The sequence below is a fragment of the Arthrobacter sp. efr-133-TYG-120 genome (genome assembly GCF_030209785.1).
Taxonomy (GTDB): Bacteria; Actinomycetota; Actinomycetes; order Actinomycetales; family Micrococcaceae; genus Arthrobacter.
In genome coordinates this window covers 1-17,802 of the sequence record NZ_JARVRI010000018.1, presented here as the reverse complement: position 1 = coordinate 17,802, position 17,802 = coordinate 1, and the positions used below count along the sequence as shown (strand labels likewise).

At 60.6% G+C, this 17,802-nt stretch carries 9 protein-coding genes and 2 pseudogenes; 3 read left to right on the top strand and 8 right to left on the bottom strand.

What is annotated here, in order from left to right; translation table 11 throughout:
- Nucleotides 1-28: 28 nt before the first annotated feature.
- Nucleotides 29-250: a hypothetical protein gene (locus QRN51_RS12190; protein WP_284990109.1), complete on the top strand. Its 222-nt coding sequence runs from the start codon at nt 29-31 to the stop codon at nt 248-250.
- Between the two features lie 423 nt (nt 251-673).
- Here QRN51_RS12190 and carA read toward each other — a convergent pair.
- The 7 genes and pseudogenes from carA to QRN51_RS12155 all read right to left on the bottom strand — a co-directional run.
- A pseudogene (gene carA, locus QRN51_RS12185) lies at nt 674-1,692 on the bottom strand (c-glycoside 3-oxidase CarA); the annotation flags it as partial.
- A 206-nt stretch (nt 1,693-1,898) separates the two neighbouring features.
- Nucleotides 1,899-4,655 carry a family 78 glycoside hydrolase catalytic domain gene (locus QRN51_RS12180; RefSeq protein ID WP_284990107.1) on the bottom strand — a complete coding sequence of 919 codons (2,757 nt, stop codon included), beginning with the start codon at nt 4,653-4,655 and terminating at the stop codon, nt 1,899-1,901.
- A complete protein-coding gene (locus QRN51_RS12175; RefSeq protein ID WP_284990106.1) occupies nt 4,652-6,436 on the bottom strand; it encodes a glycoside hydrolase family 3 protein in 1,785 nt (594 codons plus the stop codon). Before QRN51_RS12175 ends, QRN51_RS12180 begins: the two co-directional genes overlap by 4 nt.
- Before the next feature lie 4 nt (nt 6,437-6,440).
- Entirely contained in the window at nt 6,441-7,286 is an 846-nt protein-coding gene (locus QRN51_RS12170; protein WP_284990104.1) for an ATP-binding cassette domain-containing protein, read from the bottom strand.
- The gene (locus tag QRN51_RS12165) at nt 7,283-9,064 is read right to left on the bottom strand and encodes a dipeptide/oligopeptide/nickel ABC transporter permease/ATP-binding protein (RefSeq protein ID WP_284990103.1); all 1,782 of its coding nucleotides are present in this window, start codon (nt 9,062-9,064) and stop codon (nt 7,283-7,285) included. Before QRN51_RS12165 ends, QRN51_RS12170 begins: the two co-directional genes overlap by 4 nt.
- Complete coding sequence (locus QRN51_RS12160; protein ID WP_284990102.1) at nt 9,061-10,002, bottom strand: ABC transporter permease; 942 nt, start codon at nt 10,000-10,002, stop codon at nt 9,061-9,063. The genes QRN51_RS12165 and QRN51_RS12160 overlap by 4 nt, the downstream gene beginning before the upstream one ends.
- A 51-nt stretch (nt 10,003-10,053) precedes the next feature.
- A complete protein-coding gene (locus QRN51_RS12155; protein ID WP_284990101.1) occupies nt 10,054-11,586 on the bottom strand; it encodes an ABC transporter substrate-binding protein in 1,533 nt (510 codons plus the stop codon).
- Between the two features lie 120 nt (nt 11,587-11,706).
- On the opposite strand from QRN51_RS12155, the gene QRN51_RS12150 reads away from it, so the two are divergent.
- Nucleotides 11,707-12,312 carry a TetR/AcrR family transcriptional regulator gene (locus tag QRN51_RS12150; RefSeq protein WP_284990100.1) on the top strand — a complete coding sequence of 202 codons (606 nt, stop codon included), beginning with the start codon at nt 11,707-11,709 and terminating at the stop codon, nt 12,310-12,312.
- Nucleotides 12,313-15,098: 2,786 nt separating this feature from the next.
- Here QRN51_RS12150 and QRN51_RS12145 read toward each other — a convergent pair.
- Entirely contained in the window at nt 15,099-16,973 is a 1,875-nt protein-coding gene (locus QRN51_RS12145; RefSeq protein WP_284990099.1) for a glycoside hydrolase family 15 protein, read from the bottom strand.
- Between the two features lie 119 nt (nt 16,974-17,092).
- Between QRN51_RS12145 and QRN51_RS12140 the strand changes: the two are divergent.
- A pseudogene (locus tag QRN51_RS12140) lies at nt 17,093-17,214 on the top strand (recombinase family protein); the annotation flags it as partial.
- Nucleotides 17,215-17,802: the final 588 nt, after the last annotated feature.

Here is a 17,802-nt window from a genome sequence, read left to right as displayed (position 1 = left end):
CCCAACGCACTTATAAGGAAAACCGCCAATGGAACCGGACCTCAGCATGCAAAGCAAGCACGGTCCCGAAGATAGCCACGAGCTTTTAGGACGAATTGTGAAGGTCATGGAAACGGGCACCATCGTCCGGGTGGGACGCGTTGAATGCGTGAGCCCAAACGGAGACTTGATCTGGATTGAGGCTTCAGGTTGTGAACCCAGGGCCCTCTACGGCCTGGCGCTTGGCCACAGCGTTGTTCCCGTGGAGTAACAACGTGAGCACGGATGGCGTCACCGCCGGTAGCAGAGCGGGGTGCTATGCAGATGCTTCTCCTCGACAGCGTGATCGTCGTGTGACATCGGAAGCAATTGATTCACAAGGAGAGCATGGATGTCCTGTAGAAGACCTTCAACCCGGCGAGTATATCCAAGCCTGGCACAACGGGAAGATCTATCACTCCGGAAGCGTCGTTAGGACATTTCCTTCGTTGGGGCTGGTCAACCTTTTGAGCCCGGACGAGACCAGAGTGCGTCTCATCGATGCGGAGGTATTTCTCATCATCAAGACCCAGGGACAAGTACTCGTGGAGCTCTGATGGTTTCGCCGACGAACCTTAGAGAGAACCAACGGCAGTCCAAAATTGAAATTTCCAATGAAGGGCCGCCCGGGAAGGCATCGTCGACGCGTATGGCACTGGCCGTGGAATGGCGCCTCGTCCATGTAGGGAACCCACGCCACGCCGCTCTGCTCACTCAGGGCACCGTCAGCGGCCCGCGTCACCTGTTCGGCGGAAACGCCGCGCAACCTGCTCGCGAACACCACCTGCGCCTGGTCGTTAAGGTAGCGGCCCAGCGCGTCGGGCCTGATGCCGGAAGCCCACAGCAGCTGCGGCGTGCGCAGCGCGTCACCTCCCACCACAACATAGCGGGGGCCACGTGATGGGTTCCGCCGTTGCGGCGGTCCTGGACTTCGACGCCGGAAGCAATACCGTCCTCCACGAGGACACGGGTCACCAGCGACTCGTCAAAGAGTTCAAACTGCGGGTTTTCCCGGCTGACGTCCCCCATCACGACGTCGGAACCTGACCAGACGAGGCCGCCATCCTCCCGCCGGTGCACAGCAAGCGGCATGGGCTGGACGCGGTAGGCAGGCTTTCGGCCCTGCTCCACTACCGTGGCAAGGCGTTCACGGACCAGGTCTGAAAAGGGGGCACCATCGAAAGCGGATGTAGTGACGCCCAAAAGGCGGTCCGCCTCGTCAAGGAGCTCGTCCAGGTCCGGCAGGAACGGCATGCGCTCCTTGCCGCCCGAGCGGGGGCAGGCGGCGGTCCAGTGGGCGGCCATGCCTCCCACGTTGCTGGACATCGCCGCGACGGGCAGGCCGTCCTCGCCCGGGAAGGCGTAACCGGTCGGCAGAAGGTACGTGCTAGGGCGCGCACGGCGTTCGCCGCTCTTGACGGCGCCCGGCGAGTTCACCGTTGCGGTACCGGCACCGGGGCTTTCCGACGCCCGTTGGGCCAGGCTGCGGCGTTCCGGGTCCTCGATGTTCTTGACATGCGCCCCGGGCGGATTGCTGACCGTCGGGCCCACTTCGAACATGGCAATAGTGGCGCCGGGAGCTTCCTCGCTGAGGATCCGCGCATAGGCCGATGCTGTAGGCCCGCTGCCAACGATGGCTACGTCGACCGCGGCTGGATACCTGTTGCTGCTCACCGCCCCGCCACCAGTTCCGGGATGTGGCGGGTGGATTTTGCATGGCTGCGGTGGGAAGGTCCGGTACCACTGCTGATAACGGCAAGGTCCTGGCGGCGGGGAAAAGATCTATTCATTCCTGCTCTTTTCGGGGTCAAGGGTGATAGGCAGAGGAAATCCAAAGGGTTGGTTAGTCTCCGTGGTGGGAGGGCTTAGAACCGCTCATGTCAGGCGTCCAGCTCTTTCGCGATTTGATTGAGCACGTGGGGTGGCACCGAAAACAGCGCGATCTGCAAGGGCGTACTTAAGGTCCAGTCGGTGCGCCGACGCACCATTTCGGCGAGGTGGCCGTCGTGGCTGGCGAGTACCTTCATGACAGTTGCGAACGCGTCCGGGTTGTCTACGACCTCGGATACGGGGGACCACATATGTACAGAGGCGGCGGCCGTCCGTGGGGGCTCGGTTGTGGTCCATTCGTGGACGCCGGGCCCGACCTCTAGCTCGATGCCCGGGAGGCGCACCGCGGCTGTCGCGTGGGCGGGCACTCTGAGCTTCCAGTGGATTACGCCCTGTTCACGCCGCCAGCCTCCTTGTGTGCGTCCTGCGGGTGTGTCCACGGTTGCTGTTGCATGGTCGAGGCCAGGAAGAACGGTCGGGGCGAAATGGATTTGCGAGTAGCCCGGGGCTGCGGGGGCGATTCCTGCGAGACGTCGATACAGCCAGTCGGCTACTGCGCCCAGCGCGTAGTGGTTGAATGAGGTCATCTCGCCGGGGTTGATTGACCCGTCGGGGAGCATGGAGTCCCAGCGTTCCCATACGGTTGTCGCGCCCATGGAGACGGGGTAGAGCCAGGAAGGGCAGCGGGTCTGGAGCAGGAGTGCTGCTGCATGGCTGTCGTACCCGAAGTCTGTGAGCGCGTCGAGCACCAACGGGGTTCCGATGAACCCGGTTGAGATGTGGTAGGCATCCCTTTTGGTGACGTGTGCGAGACGCATTGCGAGAGCTTCGCGAGTCTGCAGGTCCTGGATGAGGCTGAACTGCAGGGCGAGGGCGTAGGCGGTGGGGGCGTCTGAAACCAGTCGGCCGTCACTGGTGAGGTAGGCGGCTGCGAATGCTGCCCGCACGTCCTCGGCAGAGGCACGGGCCCAGGCGGCGGACTCGTCCTCGCCCAGGTGCACCGCTGCCTTAGAAAACAGGTCAAGGGACCGGTACAGGTATGCGGTGGCCACCAGTCCGGGCTGGGTTTTGGCGGCTCCGGCCATGTCAGCGGGTGCGTCGGGGTCGAGCCAGTCACCAAACTGGAGGGTCGTTTCCCAGAGCCCCGGGCCGCCCGCCGCTGCCAGCTCGGATGAGACCCACGCCTGCATACTGTCCAGGGACTTGCTGAGCAGGTCATTGTCGGCGAACCGTTCGGCCAGCACGGTCGGGATTACGGTTGCGGCATCGCCCCATGCCGCCGCGGCCCAAGCGAAACCAAAAACGTTGGGAACAATGTTTGGCACGACGCCGCCAGCCCTATCCTGTTCGGCGCGGAGGTCGACGAGCCAGTTGGCGAGGAAGCCGTTGCAGTTGAAGAGTGTCGCAGCGGTCGGGGCGAATATTTGCGCGTCTCCAGTCCATCCGAGTCGTTCGTCGCGCTGGGGGCAATCCGTGGGCAGGCTGAGGAAGTTCCCCCGCATGCTCCAGACAATGTTTTCGTGAAGCTGGTTCAGGAGCGGATTGGAGGTTTCCAGCCAACCGGTGCGGCGAAGGTCGCTTTGGAGCACAATGGCGCGCACCCGCTCAGGGTCCACTTCTCCTGGGTGCCCCGATATCTCTGCGTATCTGAAGCCATGGAAAGTACCAACGGGTTCGAGCACCTCGGTTCCGGTTCCGGAGAGAATAAACGTGTCCGTCGCCGCCGCCCGGCGCAACGGCCGGGTTGCAAGTTCCCCGTCTTCCAGGACTTCGGCGTGACGGATTTCGATCCTTGTGCCGGCGGCACCTTGGACCTCGATGCGAAGTCGTCCAACGAGGTTCTGGCCAAAATCTAGGATGGTACCAGCGGCGGAGGATGACACCTTTACGGGCGCCAAGGTGTTTACCCGCCGGACGGGCTCATTCATGCGGGAGACGGGAACTGGCTGGTCGGGTGCGACGGCGGCAGCCTCCCAGTCACCCTCTTGTGGGTCCCACCAGCGGAGGCTTCGGCGGTGGTCGATGGTGTCGCCTTCGTATATGCCGGAGGCGACCACTTCGCCATCCGCAGTCGTCTCCCAGTCAACACCTGAGGCAATGATTTCTTCTGACCCGTCGTCGAACAGCAGGTGCAGCTGTGCCGCGGCGTAGGGTTGCTCTCCGTAGACCCGACGGGCCTCGTCGGCAAAGCCGTAAACCTCTGTGTACCAGCCGCCTGTGACTTCGAGCCCGATCGTGCACCATCCAGGCTGCAGCAGGGCAGTTACGTCTGTTGTCTCGTGGAGCACCCTGTCTGCATAGCTCGTCCAACCCGGTGCCAGAACAGAGTCGTCAACGTCGACTCCATCAATCCGGGCTTTTACCGCACCGAGGGCGGACCAGTACAAGGTGGCCCGTGCTGGCTTACGATCAAGCAGGAACCGGTGGCGGATAATAAAGGGTTGGGCCTCTTGACGTGGTGCGGCCAGTCCGCTGAAACGGGCCTGCCACTCCCCCTGCGCGAGTGTACCCAGCTGAATATCCAGCGGGTCGCTCCAATCGGTCCAGATCCCATCTGCGCCTTGGAGCCGAACCTGCACCTGGTATGTTTCGCGGGCTACGAGGTCCTCAAAGGGCCAGCCGACGAACACGTTCAGGGAACCGTTGATCTGCTCGGTCCGGCCGTCATTGAGACGCAGTTCGGCTGCGGCCTGGCACCAACCCGGCGGCGCCTCGGTGAAGACCCAGCTCAGGCGCGGCCTCGATGTTGCCACCCACGAACTGTCCCGCCGGTATTCTGCGCTTAGCTGCAGTCCGCTCCCGGTCATTGTGCTCCTGCTTTGTTCAGCTTTGGGTTACGGCTGGAAAGCGAGAGCCCCCACCCTGCCGGGAACAACGGGTCCGCCGTGTCATTTGCCACGTCCGGGTTGCTGGCTTCGATCGCTGCCATGCTCCTGGGCAACTCGAACGGCAGTCGGCCCTCAGCGGCACGCTCACCTGTCAAGACTTCGAGGAGAATGTCATCTGCAATGCCAAATTCCACCAGGAGCGCATCGACAGCATCCACCAGTGGTGTCAGGATCGCCGGCCGGTTCAATGTCACAACGAGGATTGTGGGAAGACGCCGTCCCAAAGCGGCGATTCGCTCAACTTCCTCCTCCGGGAAGTCGAGCGAGCCCTGCTGCATCCCGGCCTCGAGAAAGTAGCGGTCACGATGTTCGTACGGGGCGGATACCCGAACAATGGCCACTTCAGCCGTGTCCGCGTCCACGGCGGACCACCCTTCAGGAAGGGCCTCCTCGGACAGGTTGACGAGATGCACCTTGCGGGGCCTGGCAAGGGGCAGGACGGGAAGGTCGTCACTTCCGTTTGTCAACACGGTCACTGCCCGGGCTTGGGCTTGTTTTCCCAAGAACGCGTCTTGTGGAAGCGGGAGCAGCGCCGCTGAGGACCTGGTGTCCGTTTCGTTGTCGATGAGGCCAAGGTCGAGCATCAATTTCACCAACCGCGTCGCGGAGACTTTCACCCGTTCGGGGCTCACGAGCCCTTCCGCTACAGCGCGGAGGATAAGCGGAGCGTCCAGCTCACCCCCGAGCTGGTCGACACCGGCATTGAATAGTCGTCCGACACGTTCGAGCGGTGAGAGATGCTCTACACCCCATGCACAGGCAGGAAAGGGTTTGCCGCCAATTTCGATGTCGGTCACCAATCCGAAGTCACTTAGAACAACACCGTCGTAGCCAAGCTTCTCCCGCAAGAGGTTTGTGATGATCTGGCGATTGAACGCGAATCCGACAGGCTCGATGTCCTCGCCGTCCACCGTAAGGTCAACGGGCATCCCGTAGTACGGCATTATCGCTGCTGCTCCCGCTTCGATGGCGGCGCGGAAAGGCGCGAGGTGTTCGCCGAAAGCGCCCCCGGGATACACCTGCTCGCGGCCATACGGGAAGTGCGGGTCCTCGCCGCCGAGTTGAGGTCCTCCCCCGGGAAAGTGCTTCACGGTGGCGGCGATGCCTTCCGGCCCGAGGGCCGGACCCTGCAGCCCTTCAAGGAAGGCCAGGAGCAGTTCGGTGGTACGGGCAGGATCCGCCCCGAAGCTTTGTGCCTGCCTTGCCCAGCGCGGCTCCGTTGTGAGGTCGACCTGTGGGTGCAACGCCATTCTGATACCCATCGCGAGGTAATCCTTGCGCAGGATGTTGCCGTAGGTGCGGACCAGTTCCGTGTCACCTATGGCGCCCAAGCCCAGGTTTTCAGGCCATTGTGAGACGCCTGCGGCACGGTGCGCGGCCCCGTCGTTCTGCATGAACGAATGGCGGGGATCTGTCGAGAACACCAAGGGAAGCCGCGATCCGCTTCCCCGTGCAATGTCCTGCAACCGGTTGAGGACTCGGGATGTGGCAGCAGGGTCGGGAATACTGCCGAGGCAAAAGAACCTGATGCCGTGGTCTTCAATGAGCTGGCGGAGCGTCGGCCCACCAAAGCCTGAAGAGGCGTCGGGGTCCCCGTCGTTGTCAATGATGATGATGGGATGCAGGAGCAAACCCACCTGCTGCTCGCGTGTCATGGCGTCTGCCAGGGCACGAGCTGCGGCGGTATTTGAGTGAGTCACGGGGTTAAACCATTTCTCCGGCTGCTTGCCGGGTGTTCAGAGTTTGAAAGTACGCGGTGCGGCGGGCCGATTGGAGCGCCGGGTCGGCTACAGGTGCCGCGAGTAGGAGTTGCTGCGTATAGGGATGCCTCGAGTTGGAGGTGACTTCGTCGGCTGTCCCGCTCTCGAGGATCTTTCCGCCGCGCATGACTGCAACGCGGTGGCTCATTACCCGCACAACCGATAAGTCGTGGGAAATGAACAGGTAGGAAACGCCGGTGCGCTCCTGAACCTCAAGGAAGAGTTGAAGGACGAGCGACTGCGTGGTCAGGTCCAGGGCTGAGACAGGTTCGTCACAGACGATGAGGCGTGGTTCCAGAACGAGGGCACGTGCAATGGCAATTCGTTGCCGCTGCCCGCCGGAAAACTCGCGTGGAAGCCGCTGGATGGCGTTGAACGGAAGGCGGACAAGGTCCAGGGCTTCCGCTATCCGCGCATTTGCATCTCCCCGGCTGACATTACGCACCCGCAACGGCTCGGCAAGAGTCTCACCGACTGTCAACGATGGGCTGAGCGAGGAGTAAGGGTCTTGAAAGACGACTTGAATCCCTGATGCAAGCTTTCGGCGTTCTTGGGTGCTGGCTTGGGCGAGGTCATGCCCGTCGAAGAGGATCTTTCCTCCGCTTACGGGTGCAAGTCCGAGGACGGCCCGGCCCAGGGTCGACTTTCCGGAACCGGATTCACCGACCAAGCCGACCGTTTCGCCTTCACGGACGTCAAGTGATACCTGATGCAGGGCCTGGAAGGGGGGCTTTCGCCAACCACGCCGGGGATATGTGACCGAGACGTCCTGAATATCCAGCAAACTCACTGTCGGGCCTCCGTTTTCGATGTCCAGATCTGTCGGGTGGGGGCGTGATCAAGAACCGCCTCGAACAGTCCCTGCGTATAGGGATGCTTCGGGCTGGCGAACACGTCGGCAACGGTTCCGGACTCGACAACGGTTCCGGCGCGCATGACCGAGACCCGGTCGGCGAGATCCGCGACCACACCGAAGTTATGGGTGACCAGCAAGACAGCAACCTGCAAATCAGCTTGAAGTTCACGCAAGACCTCGAGCACCTCCGCCTGGACGGTAACGTCAAGTGCTGTCGTGGGTTCATCGGCAATGATTAGTGAAGGGTTACAGGAAATCGCTCCGGCGATCAGAATTCTTTGCGCCATTCCGCCTGAAATCTGGTGCGGGTAGGATTTCATCGTCCGTTCCGGGTCGACAATACCTACCCGGTCCAGCAGTTCCAGAGCCCGCCGTCGCGCCTGGTCTTTCGACATTTTTCCAACGACCCGCATGGGTTCCATGAGCTGAAAGCCGATGGTGTAGGACGGGTCAAGGTTTGAGAGAGGCTCCTGGGGGATGTAGGCGATGCGCCGACCCCGCAATTGAGCGAGCTCCTGGGCACCTTTTGATGTAAGTTCTTCCCCGTCGAGTTGGATGGATCCGGAAACAACCCGGCCGCCCTCGGGCAGGAGACCCAGCGTGGCCCATGCCGTCTGTGTCTTGCCTGACCCGGACTCGCCAATAAGGGCGTGGACTTCGCCAGGAGCAATGGTGAGTGAAACTCCATCAACGACCGTGGTCCATTGGTTTTCCGAGGGATACGCCACAGCAAGGTCTGTAATTTTTAGCAGGGGCGGCTCAGAGCCGGGGTTTCCATGGACGACCGGTGGGGCCGGGCGCGGTTGGAGCGGGACCCAGGGGGCGCGGGCTCTGGATGCCCGGTCACCGGTGAGCTCTAGTTCGTCCCGCAGCGCTGTACCGAGCAGGGTCAGTGCGATGCAGGTAATTCCGATTGCAAGGCTGGGCCAGAGCATGAGCCAGGGAGCGCGGAAAATATTGTAGAAACCCTCACCCAGCATTCCTCCCCAAGTGGGCAGGGACGGGTCGCCGAGGCCAAGGAAATCCAGGATTGCCTGGATGCCAACACCGACGGCGAAGATGCCGGCCACCAGAAGCACAGCGGGGGCGCGAACAGCCGTGAGCACGTGACGGCCGATGATCCGGGCATCGCTGAGACCTGCCACTTTCGCTGCATCAATGTAGAGTTCCTCCCGCACCGCTCGGACCGAGCCGGAAACAACACGGTAAAACGAGGGTGAAATGAGCACCCCGAGAATTGCCATCACCAGCCACATGGATGGGCCGACCACAGCGCGGACTGCAAGCAAGACAACAAGCGCCGGCAGAGCCATCAGGAGTCCGGAAACCCAAGCGGCTGCGGTATCAAACCAACCTCCGTAGTAACCAGCAATCAGGCCCGCCGGGACGCCTACGAGCGCAGCGATGGCCACGGTCAACAGCGCCCCACCCAGGCTGACGGAACTGGCAACTACGAGTCGTGAGAACACGTCACGACCAGCACTGTCGCTCCCGAGGACGTGCCCGTCACCCGGACCAGCGAGGACGTTGGATAATTTCGCCTCGTTGGGATCGAACGGAATCATTAACGGACCCGCAACAGCGACAAGCGCCAGCAACACCAGATACACGATGGCGATCATGCCGATGGGGTTGCGCATGAGTCGGCGGAAGAGTCCGCGCCGTACTTGCGCAGGGCCCTGAGGTACGGGACTAGCCAAAACTTCGCTCATGAGAGTCGCACCTTGGGGTTAAGCCAGCCCTGCAGGAGGTCGATGGCGAGATTGACGAGAACAACGAGCACGGCGGTGACAATGACGACGCCCATGACGACGGGAAGGTCCCCCTGTGTGGTGGCTTTTACCGCTGTCTGTCCGATTCCGGGGAGCGAGAAGACCTGTTCGATGATCACGGCACCGCCGAAGACGACCACGAACTGCAAGCCAAGGACCCCCAGAGCGGGCCCGGCAGCGTTGCGCAGTACATGGCCGTATACCACCCGGTGTGTGGGAATGCCGCGGGAGCGAAGGGTGCGCACGTAATCCATTCTGAGTACGTCAATCATCGAGCCGCGTACCTGCTGGGCCACTCCGGCTGTCGCCCCGATCGAAAGGGCGATTATCGGTAGCGTGACTGTCGACAACCAGCCTGTGATGGACTCCGAAGCAGAGATGTAGCCAGTGGCAGGCAACCAGCGAAGGATAAGACCGAAAACCGTGGCCAGGGCAAGGGCGAAGAGAAAACCGGGCACGGCAGCAGCGATGACCGCCGCGATCTGAATGGTGCGGTCCAACCAGCCCCGCTGCCCGGCAGCGAGGGCGCCTAGTAGGACCGCCAGAATGCCGGACACCAGCGTTGCGCCGATGGTGATCGAAAGCGTAACCGGCACGCGCACTGCGAGCGTCTGCAAAACCGGTTCGCCGGTGAACCACGACCGGCCTAGGTCGCCGACGATAACCTGCCCCAGCCAATCGCCGAATTGTACGATCAGCGGTTTGTCGATGCCGAGCTCGGCGGCCTTGCGAGCTAGGGTCTCAGCGGACGCCGACTGGCCAACGATGTTACGTGCCGTGTCGGTCGCGCCCAGGTAAAGCAGAAAGAAAGCTAGTGCGCAGAGGGTCGCGACAGTGACGATGCCGGCTCCGAGCCGACGAAAGATGAAAGCAATCATGGGGGTCCCGTCCGGGTCGGGGCGGGCGTAACATCACACCCGCCCCGGCGATCATTTTTTGGGCTCGATGTTCCAGAGGTAAGGCGCGATGTTGTCATCCTGCATGACGACCTTCGTGTCCGCGTCGCTGAAGAATGCGCTCTGGAGACGGTAACTGGGCGCGAACCAAGCCTGGTCCACGATCCACTCGTTTACCTGCTTGGCGGCAGACGCAGCATCCTCGCCCTTCGCCGTCTGCAGTTTCGCGGCCAGTGCCGACAATTCGTCGTTCGCGACGTGGAATGGGTTCCATGTCGCGGATGGCAGTACGGCGAACTGCAGCGTTTGCCATGCAGTCGGGTCAGACTGCAGCTGGAACGGGAACGCCGACCAAGTGCCGCCCAGCATCTTCGGGAAAAGGTCGTCTCCGGTTTGCTCCCATTGGACCTTGATCTCGACCGCTCCGAGCTGTTCGGCGTAGACAGCAAATTCGGACTCGGGCACGAAATTGTTCCGCGGCATGGCCAGAGTAAAGCCCTCCGGGTAGCCTGCCTCAGCGAGAAGCTTCTTAGCCTTGTCCGGGTCGTACGGATAGCGTTCGTCGAGGTCGGCAATGTAGGCGTCGCTGCTGGAGGAAAAGATTTGGGTTGTTGGCGTGGCATATCCAGCAGCGAGAGCTTGTACAAGTCCATCGCGGTCAAGAGCGTGGTTGATGGCCCGGCGAACGCGGACGTCCCCAAGGGCCGGGTTAGCTTTTCCTTCTCGGTCGACCAGCAAGAACCCGGCCCAGTTCAACTCAGTAAGGTTTGCTTCGTAGCCGGAAGCCTTGGCGTCAGGGATCTGGGTAGGTGTGTTTGATGCGCTCACGTCCAGCTGGCCACTCTTGAGCGCATTAACAAGCGCCGTCGAATCGGCATAGACGTTCACAACGATCTCGTCGTAATGGACGGACGCCGAATCCCAATAATCGGCCTTCTTGTCAAAGACGTACTTCGAACCCACCACGGACTCTTCCTTATTGAGTTCGTAAGGGCCCGAGCCGACCGGGGTGGTCTTGGCCTCAGGAGAGTTCCACATCGACGGGCTTCCGATGATTCCAGCATTCTGCGACAGATAGACGAGGAATGCCGGGTCGGGCTCCGACAGTGTCAGGACCAGAGTATGTTCATCTGCTGCCTCGGCGGTCTTCAAAGCGCGCAGGAATGAAGCGTTGTCGCTGGTACCGTCGCGGAAACGGGTAAGGTTCCCGGCGGCGACGTCTGCCGTTAGCGCCTGGCCATCACTAAACTTCACGTCGTCACGCAGTTTCAGGGTGAGTTTGGTCAGCGTCTCGTCCCAGTCCCACGTTGCAGCCAAACCGGGCTGTATGTTGCCGTCCGGATCCGCTCGAAGAAGCGTGTCATAGACCGGCTGGAGATAAGCAACGTCACCTGCCCAACGCGCTTCCCAAGGGGCAAATGAGTTGAGAGCGGCTGCCGAGCCGTAACGAAGGGTTGTCTGCCCCTGCGCGGTTCCTCCCCCGCCAGCTCCGGTGCAGGCAGAGAGGGCAAGAGCACATGAAAGCCCCACCCCTACAGCCCAATGCTTGCTTGTGTTGTGCTTCATTGCACGTCCTTTCGACGTTGAACGGTATCGGTGTGACGGTCGATACATGCACGGTAGCCACGGTAGCACGAAAAACGGACGATCTTCCGGTTTTCATAAAAGAATTGATATCGTCAGAGGATGAGTACCAATACGGCCCGGCGCGGGGAGTATGCAAAGACGGCCCGACGCCGGCAGCAGATTGTGGACGCCGCGTCCGTTGTCTTCGCCAAGGTAGGTTTTCTCAATGCCTCGTTGGGTGAAATCGCGTCCTTGGCGGGCATGAGCGTTGCCGGCTTAAACCATCACTTCCCGACCAAGACGTCTTTGTTGGAAGCCGTCTTTGAACAGCGTGATGCTGAAGCGGAGACGTTTTTCGAGGGGAACAGCGGGGTCGCTTTGCTGCAAGGCCTAATTGATGTCGCTGAACGAGATCAAGCCAACCCATCGGTAACCCGCTTTTTCGCGATGATGTCCGCAGAGTCGACGACAGAAGATCACCCAGCAAACGCATATTTCAAGCGTCGCTACGCAGCCATCCTCAGCCACGTGGAAGGGGCGTTCAGGGATGCCCAGGCCGAAGGGGAACTTCGTTCTGGAATCGAACCGATCGAAGCAGCGCGCGCATATGTTGCACTTTCAGACGGGCTGCAGGTCCAAGGCCTCTACCAACCCGGCGCCTTCTCACTGCCTCAGATTACGCGGAAGCTCCTTGAATCGTTCTTGGTTCATCCGCTCTCACCATGAATGTAGGCATCGCGGCAGTCAGCCATGGCGAATCGGAGGTCCCGAGCGTAAGCCCTGTCAGATGCGATGCCATCTTTCCCTCCCACCTTTCGAACGTTCCGACGGTGGAAGCCCCATGTGCAGGGCGCGGTACTTCACATGCGCTATCGTCTGAATCTATCCGAGGGGTGAGAACGCTTTTGGGAGTTGGAAGCACAGCCTAAGCTGACGTCAGGCCAGAAACCCGGCCTTGTCAGAATGAAGTCGATTCTTCTTTCTGACATTGGCTTGGAAAGGCCCTTAGAGCGAAACCTGACACTTCTGACAGGGCCCACGGCAGGGCAGTATTGACATCCGTCGGGCAGAGCCACTCCTCGGACCATGTCAGCTCGGCAAATATCCGAGGCGACCAATCGGTGAAACTTCAGGGCCGAGTTTGTCAGGTTAGCGGCGCGGCAGCACCGTCAGCGCCAGGCACCACCAGCATCTGCCGTCAAGCATTCAGGTGCCAGGGGTCAGTCCACTCCTGTTAGTGATGGTGCCCCGCTCCCCCGCAATTATTGAATGACCAGAAGCCCAGGGCAGCTTCGTTGTCTGTCACTCTGATCTTCATGGTCGTTGGACCCCTCCCCCGTGCAATCACGGCGCTACATGCCGCTCGTCATCCAAATTCCCTTCCGCGCTCCTACGCGACAAGAGCAACTCCCTTAAATCAGACGTAAGTGTGGACAATGTCCACACCCACTTTAGGAGGACAAAGCGTGCACATGCAGCTCTCTTAATGTTCTGAGAGAGCCCTTCAAAGAGAACTTCCCAACAAAGGCCACGACGTCATGTTGTGCCAACAACACTGAACCATGAATAGGTGTTGGCCACCCCCGACCAACCCGACAGGACGAAACGAGGAACCGCATAAACCGAGCCACAGCAGGCGGAGGGCCCACTAGCTAGGACCCTGAGCCCGTCACCCACACACCTGGTTAGGCCATCGCGGCGGCCAGGCCACAGCCCGCGAACCTTAGCGTCAGAGGGACGCCACCACAAGCTTTGTACACACGTTAAAGCAAAAACCCCTCTGACGAGGGGATCTACTGTGCCCGAGGTGGGACTCGAACTGCATTCCAGCCCTTGTAAACACTGGGAAGTCCCGGAAACATGCGGAATCCCACCCGATCCGATCGATGTATGGCCGAGTCCGAAGCCCCGGTGTGTTGACATTGTCAACACACCAAATCGCAAAGCTGACGCCAGTGAGAACCGCGTTCCCCATTCAGCTGATGCGGTTCTTCTTTGCCACGCATGGGATTTCAGGGCTGGAAGTGTTCACGTCTCTCCCGAGGACATGACGGACTAGCTTTGGGCCTGGGGCGCACATGGTTTCCAGGATCTTCACGGCCGGTTCAACCTCCTGCAGCCCTTCATAGACTGAAGGGCCCAAATCCGCTCGACCTCTTCTCATTCGACCGCATCCTTACCGGGGTCCTGGAACGTCATCGGTCTCCCCAGTCTTGTCGACGCTGCTCAGATACGGGCCAAGAGAGTCTATGTGCCTTAAGAATCATTGGAAGCAGCAGACCAAGCGGGTGGTAGCCGGCCCTGCGCTACCACCCACGTGGTGTTACTTGTCCCTGCAGTGCTTACACAGGGGGTAATTGTTCGTTCCCGGGCGCTTGTTGTGCGCCGGAATCTGCTTCCCACTCAAGCAGTCACTGTGCTTGTGGTGGACGTCCGGATCGCTTGGGTTGATGGAGTAGTACAGACTTACGAGCATGAGGCCTCCTGCTGTTAGACCCGCAACTTGCGGGCTGACATCAGACTAAAACTGACCTACGACATTCTCCGGTTCCCTTGGCGGAGGAGGCCCACTGCCCCGCAAGAGAGAGGTGGCTGACGGACTCTTGCTGACTCGTGCCAGGCATCCGCCGACCATTATTTTGCAGTCGCAGTTAACGGCTGAGGGCCCCGCAGCGCCTGGCCGCGGGGCCCTCAGTAATCCATAGCAGGGAACCTGCCCCTGTCTTCCTCTACAGTTTAGTCCTATGGCCGCAGCGCACCAAACACCAATCGAACTGGTCCTTCATCACAGGATTAGCCCGGAGCGCCTCGCACCCTACATCCGAGAAACACCAACCCTGCATGAAGCCATCCGGCTCTACAGGTGGAACATAGATCTCTCAGGCGCCGTCTACGAAGACCTGCACGTTTTCGAAGTCGTCCTACGCAACGCCATCGACGAGCAGCTCTGTAATTGGAACGCCACCCAGCCCGAACCTGAGAGCGGACAACTGCATTCTTCCGACTGGCTCCTCGATCCAAGTGCACTACTGCTCCGCAGCGCCGGCCGCGACATGCCCGACGTCGCGCACTCAAATCCACCACACGCAGGCCACAGGGCCAACGTGAACCCCTACACGAAGACATCCTTGCCGCAATGTCCCTCGGAACCTCGTCATCGGCTCCATCGACCCGCCGCTACTCTCGTGGTTCACAAGCACAGAGCGCATCAGCGCCGCCCTCACTGCGCGATCTTCCCCTGCATCACGCGCGCAGAAGGCGCGACCAGGTGAAACCGCCAATCCTTGAACGAATCGCAGCAGCTTTCGTGCCTGCAGCCGTTACCGTCCAGCGTGGAAAAGAGTCGCTCCCTGTGCGGCCACCGAAGGCCTGGACACAATTCTCACACAAGTGACTGGCCAATACTTGCATTGGGAGTAGATCCCTGATGCAGAATGTGCTCAGGCTTCGCTCCAAGCGAGGCACGAAGTCTCTGATTCACAACCTAAAGATGCCGGTACCTGAGTTTGTTCTTACTCTGATCCTGACCCCTCCGACGCCGTGCCACTGAACTCCAAAAAGTCAACAGCCAGAGAGAGGCGGTCGACCCCATGCATAGCGTCTGCTGCCCTTACCAGGGTCAGGTGTGAGAACGCTTGGGGATAGTTCCCGGCCATCCGCTTTTCGTCTGTTGCGTACTCTTCGCTCAGCAGGCCGAGCTCGTTGGCGAGCCCCACGAGTTTGTCCATCAAGGTCTTTGCTTCGGCTTGTCGACCCGTGCGCGCATACTGTTCAACAAGCCAGAATGAGCATGCGAGGAAAGGGTGTTCGCCCGGCGCCAGGCCGTCAACACCGCTCTCTGTTCGGTAGCGGAGCAATAAGCCGTCGTCGGTCAGGAGTTCCTGTTCCAGCCGAGCAACTGTACCGAGCATGTGCTTGTCATTATAAGGAAGAAAGCCGACCTGTGGCATAACCAGCAGTGCCGCGTCTGTTTGCGTTCCGCCATAGGTCTGGGTGAAGGAGTCGATGCTTCGGTTGAATCCCTCGCGCATGATCTCGTTACGCAGCCGGTCGCGGAGATGTTCCCATTTCTTGGCATCTCCAGATAGTCCGTGGTCCCGTACCGCCCGGATCCCGCAGTTGAACGCGGCCCACATCATCACCCGGGAGTGGGTGAAGTACTGTGCGTCGCCGCGCATCTCCCAGAGGCCGAAATCCTTGTCATCGATGTGTTTTTCGACGAATCCCAGGAGCGCCTTCTGAAGGGCCCAGGAGAAGTGGTCTTCTTTACCGCCGGCCATACGCAGTCTTTCCAATGCCACCATCACTTCGCCGACAACATCAGCCTGGAACTGCGACACTGCGGCATTTCCAATGCGGACAGGCTTAGAGTCGGCATAGCCGGGGAGATGGTGGAGTTCGCGTTCAGGGAGTTCCCGTTCTCCCCCTACCCCGTACATGATCTGCATCTGCTCGGGATCCCCGGCAAGTGCCCGGAGGAGCCAGTTGCGCCACTGAAGTGCCTCGGTTTCGTAGCCGTGTGTCAGCATCGATTCCAGTGTCAGAGCCGCGTCGCGGAGCCAGCAATACCGGTAGTCCCAGTTCCGCGTGCCGCCGAAATCCTCGGGGAGGGACGTGGTGGGCGCTGCGACGATGCCGCCCGTTTCAATATGTGTGAGGGCCCGCAGTACTAAAAGCGAACGTTTTACCGCGCCCCCATAGGCCCCGTCCTGCCGGCAGTGGCTTCCCCAGCGGCTCCAATAGTCCGTGGCTTCTTCGAGGGCGGCATCAACGTCAGTCGCTGCCGGCAAGGGGCGGTGCGAGGGGAACCACTTTAGTTCGAAATCAAGCTGCTCGCCCTTCGAAATGAGGAATTCACCTTCGTGCCCGTGCGCCTGGGCATGCGGAAGATGGGGTCCCCTCAGTGCGAGAGCATCCGGACCGGCCATGGCCAACAGGACTGGTGCCGCCGTTGGCCCGCTGTCGAGGACGCGACTCACCCAGGGTAAGACGGTTGCATATCCTGGCCGGATCCGAAGTTCCTGGTGTATATCCACACTGCCCTCCAACCCGGTAACCCGGCGGATAAGGGACGAGCCGTTATCCCCCAGCGGCATGAAGTCGGTGACAAGGACCTTTCCGCCGCTGGCCTTCCATGTGGTTTGGAGCACGAATGTTGATTCGATATAGACCCGATCGACAACATCAGCGCCTGATTCGCTGGGAGCCAACAACCAGTGCCCGTGGTCATCAGTGCCCAAGATCCGGCTGAACACCGAGGGTGAGTCAAAACGCGGGAAACAGAGCCAGTCCACGCTGCCATTCCGGGATATGAGGGGCCCCGTTTGGAGATCCGACAGCAATGCATAATCTTCAATGAATGCAGCCATATGCACACTTTTCCACATTTAGGTCACGACCGCCGTATGTAAATCTAGGTCGGTGCGGAACTACACGGCCCCACGGGCGGCGTCGCCATCGAAGCCTTCACTCCGGACGTTTTCCTTGCAAAAGCCTGCCCTTTCCTCTCACGCCGGAGCGGGCGGCCGAGCTGTCCGCACCGGTGTTCCCAAAGCCCTCCGTGCCCGTGACTACGGGACCAGCAGGGAGACGGTCTACCAGTACCTGCGCCACGCCAAACTGCCCTGAACCGCTCGCCTGCCCATTGCCGAGCCGGCCGTAGCTTGACGAAAGGTCCATCATCGGCGTGAATCCGGTGCGATCAAGGCGACGAATTGGCAGTCACGAAAATGCAAGAGCTTTCTTTCATTTATCTCATCCCCGATCCAAATCATGAGCCCGTCGTTAGTCCTCTGCTCAACCGTTCCAACGTGGTGCCGATTCCCCAACGTCCGCCATGACACGACATCGCCGAAGTCGAGGCCCGTCCAGATCAGCAACGGATGTTTTCCGGCGTCGTGGCGCCGCTGTTCTGCTCTTGGTTCTTGCGCTGCCGCGGAGTGGCTTCCGGGGTCGTAGAAGATGTCATGATTCATGCCTTTATTCTTTTCGCGTAACGGGAGGTCAAGCGATGCCACTCTCTACCTGGAATGGCATCGCTTCATCGCTGTTCTCATGGCCGCCAGCATCGACCAGTCAAGAGCCCGGCTAGCTGCTGGCGCCAGCGAGATGTTTCTGAGCAGCTTCATTGGCTGCCGCAGTGATACGTTTCGCGCTGTGGCGGCCCATCCTGATGGCGCCGTCAACGTGCTGGTAGCCTTCGGCCGCCAGGTCGGA

What these genes read in the sequence shown, in the direction of transcription:
- QRN51_RS12190 (WP_284990109.1), top strand. Translation starts at nt 29, where the DNA reads ATGGAACCGGACCTCAGCATGCAAAGCAAGCACGGTCCCGAAGATAGC.
- QRN51_RS12180 (WP_284990107.1), bottom strand. Translation starts at nt 4,655, where the DNA reads ATGACCGGGAGCGGACTGCAGCTAAGCGCAGAATACCGGCGGGACAGT.
- QRN51_RS12165 (WP_284990103.1), bottom strand. Translation starts at nt 9,064, where the DNA reads ATGAGCGAAGTTTTGGCTAGTCCCGTACCTCAGGGCCCTGCGCAAGTA.
- QRN51_RS12160 (WP_284990102.1), bottom strand. Translation starts at nt 10,002, where the DNA reads ATGATTGCTTTCATCTTTCGTCGGCTCGGAGCCGGCATCGTCACTGTC.
- QRN51_RS12155 (WP_284990101.1), bottom strand. Translation starts at nt 11,586, where the DNA reads ATGAAGCACAACACAAGCAAGCATTGGGCTGTAGGGGTGGGGCTTTCA.
- QRN51_RS12150 (WP_284990100.1), top strand. Translation starts at nt 11,707, where the DNA reads ATGAGTACCAATACGGCCCGGCGCGGGGAGTATGCAAAGACGGCCCGA.
- QRN51_RS12145 (WP_284990099.1), bottom strand. Translation starts at nt 16,973, where the DNA reads ATGTGGAAAAGTGTGCATATGGCTGCATTCATTGAAGATTATGCATTG.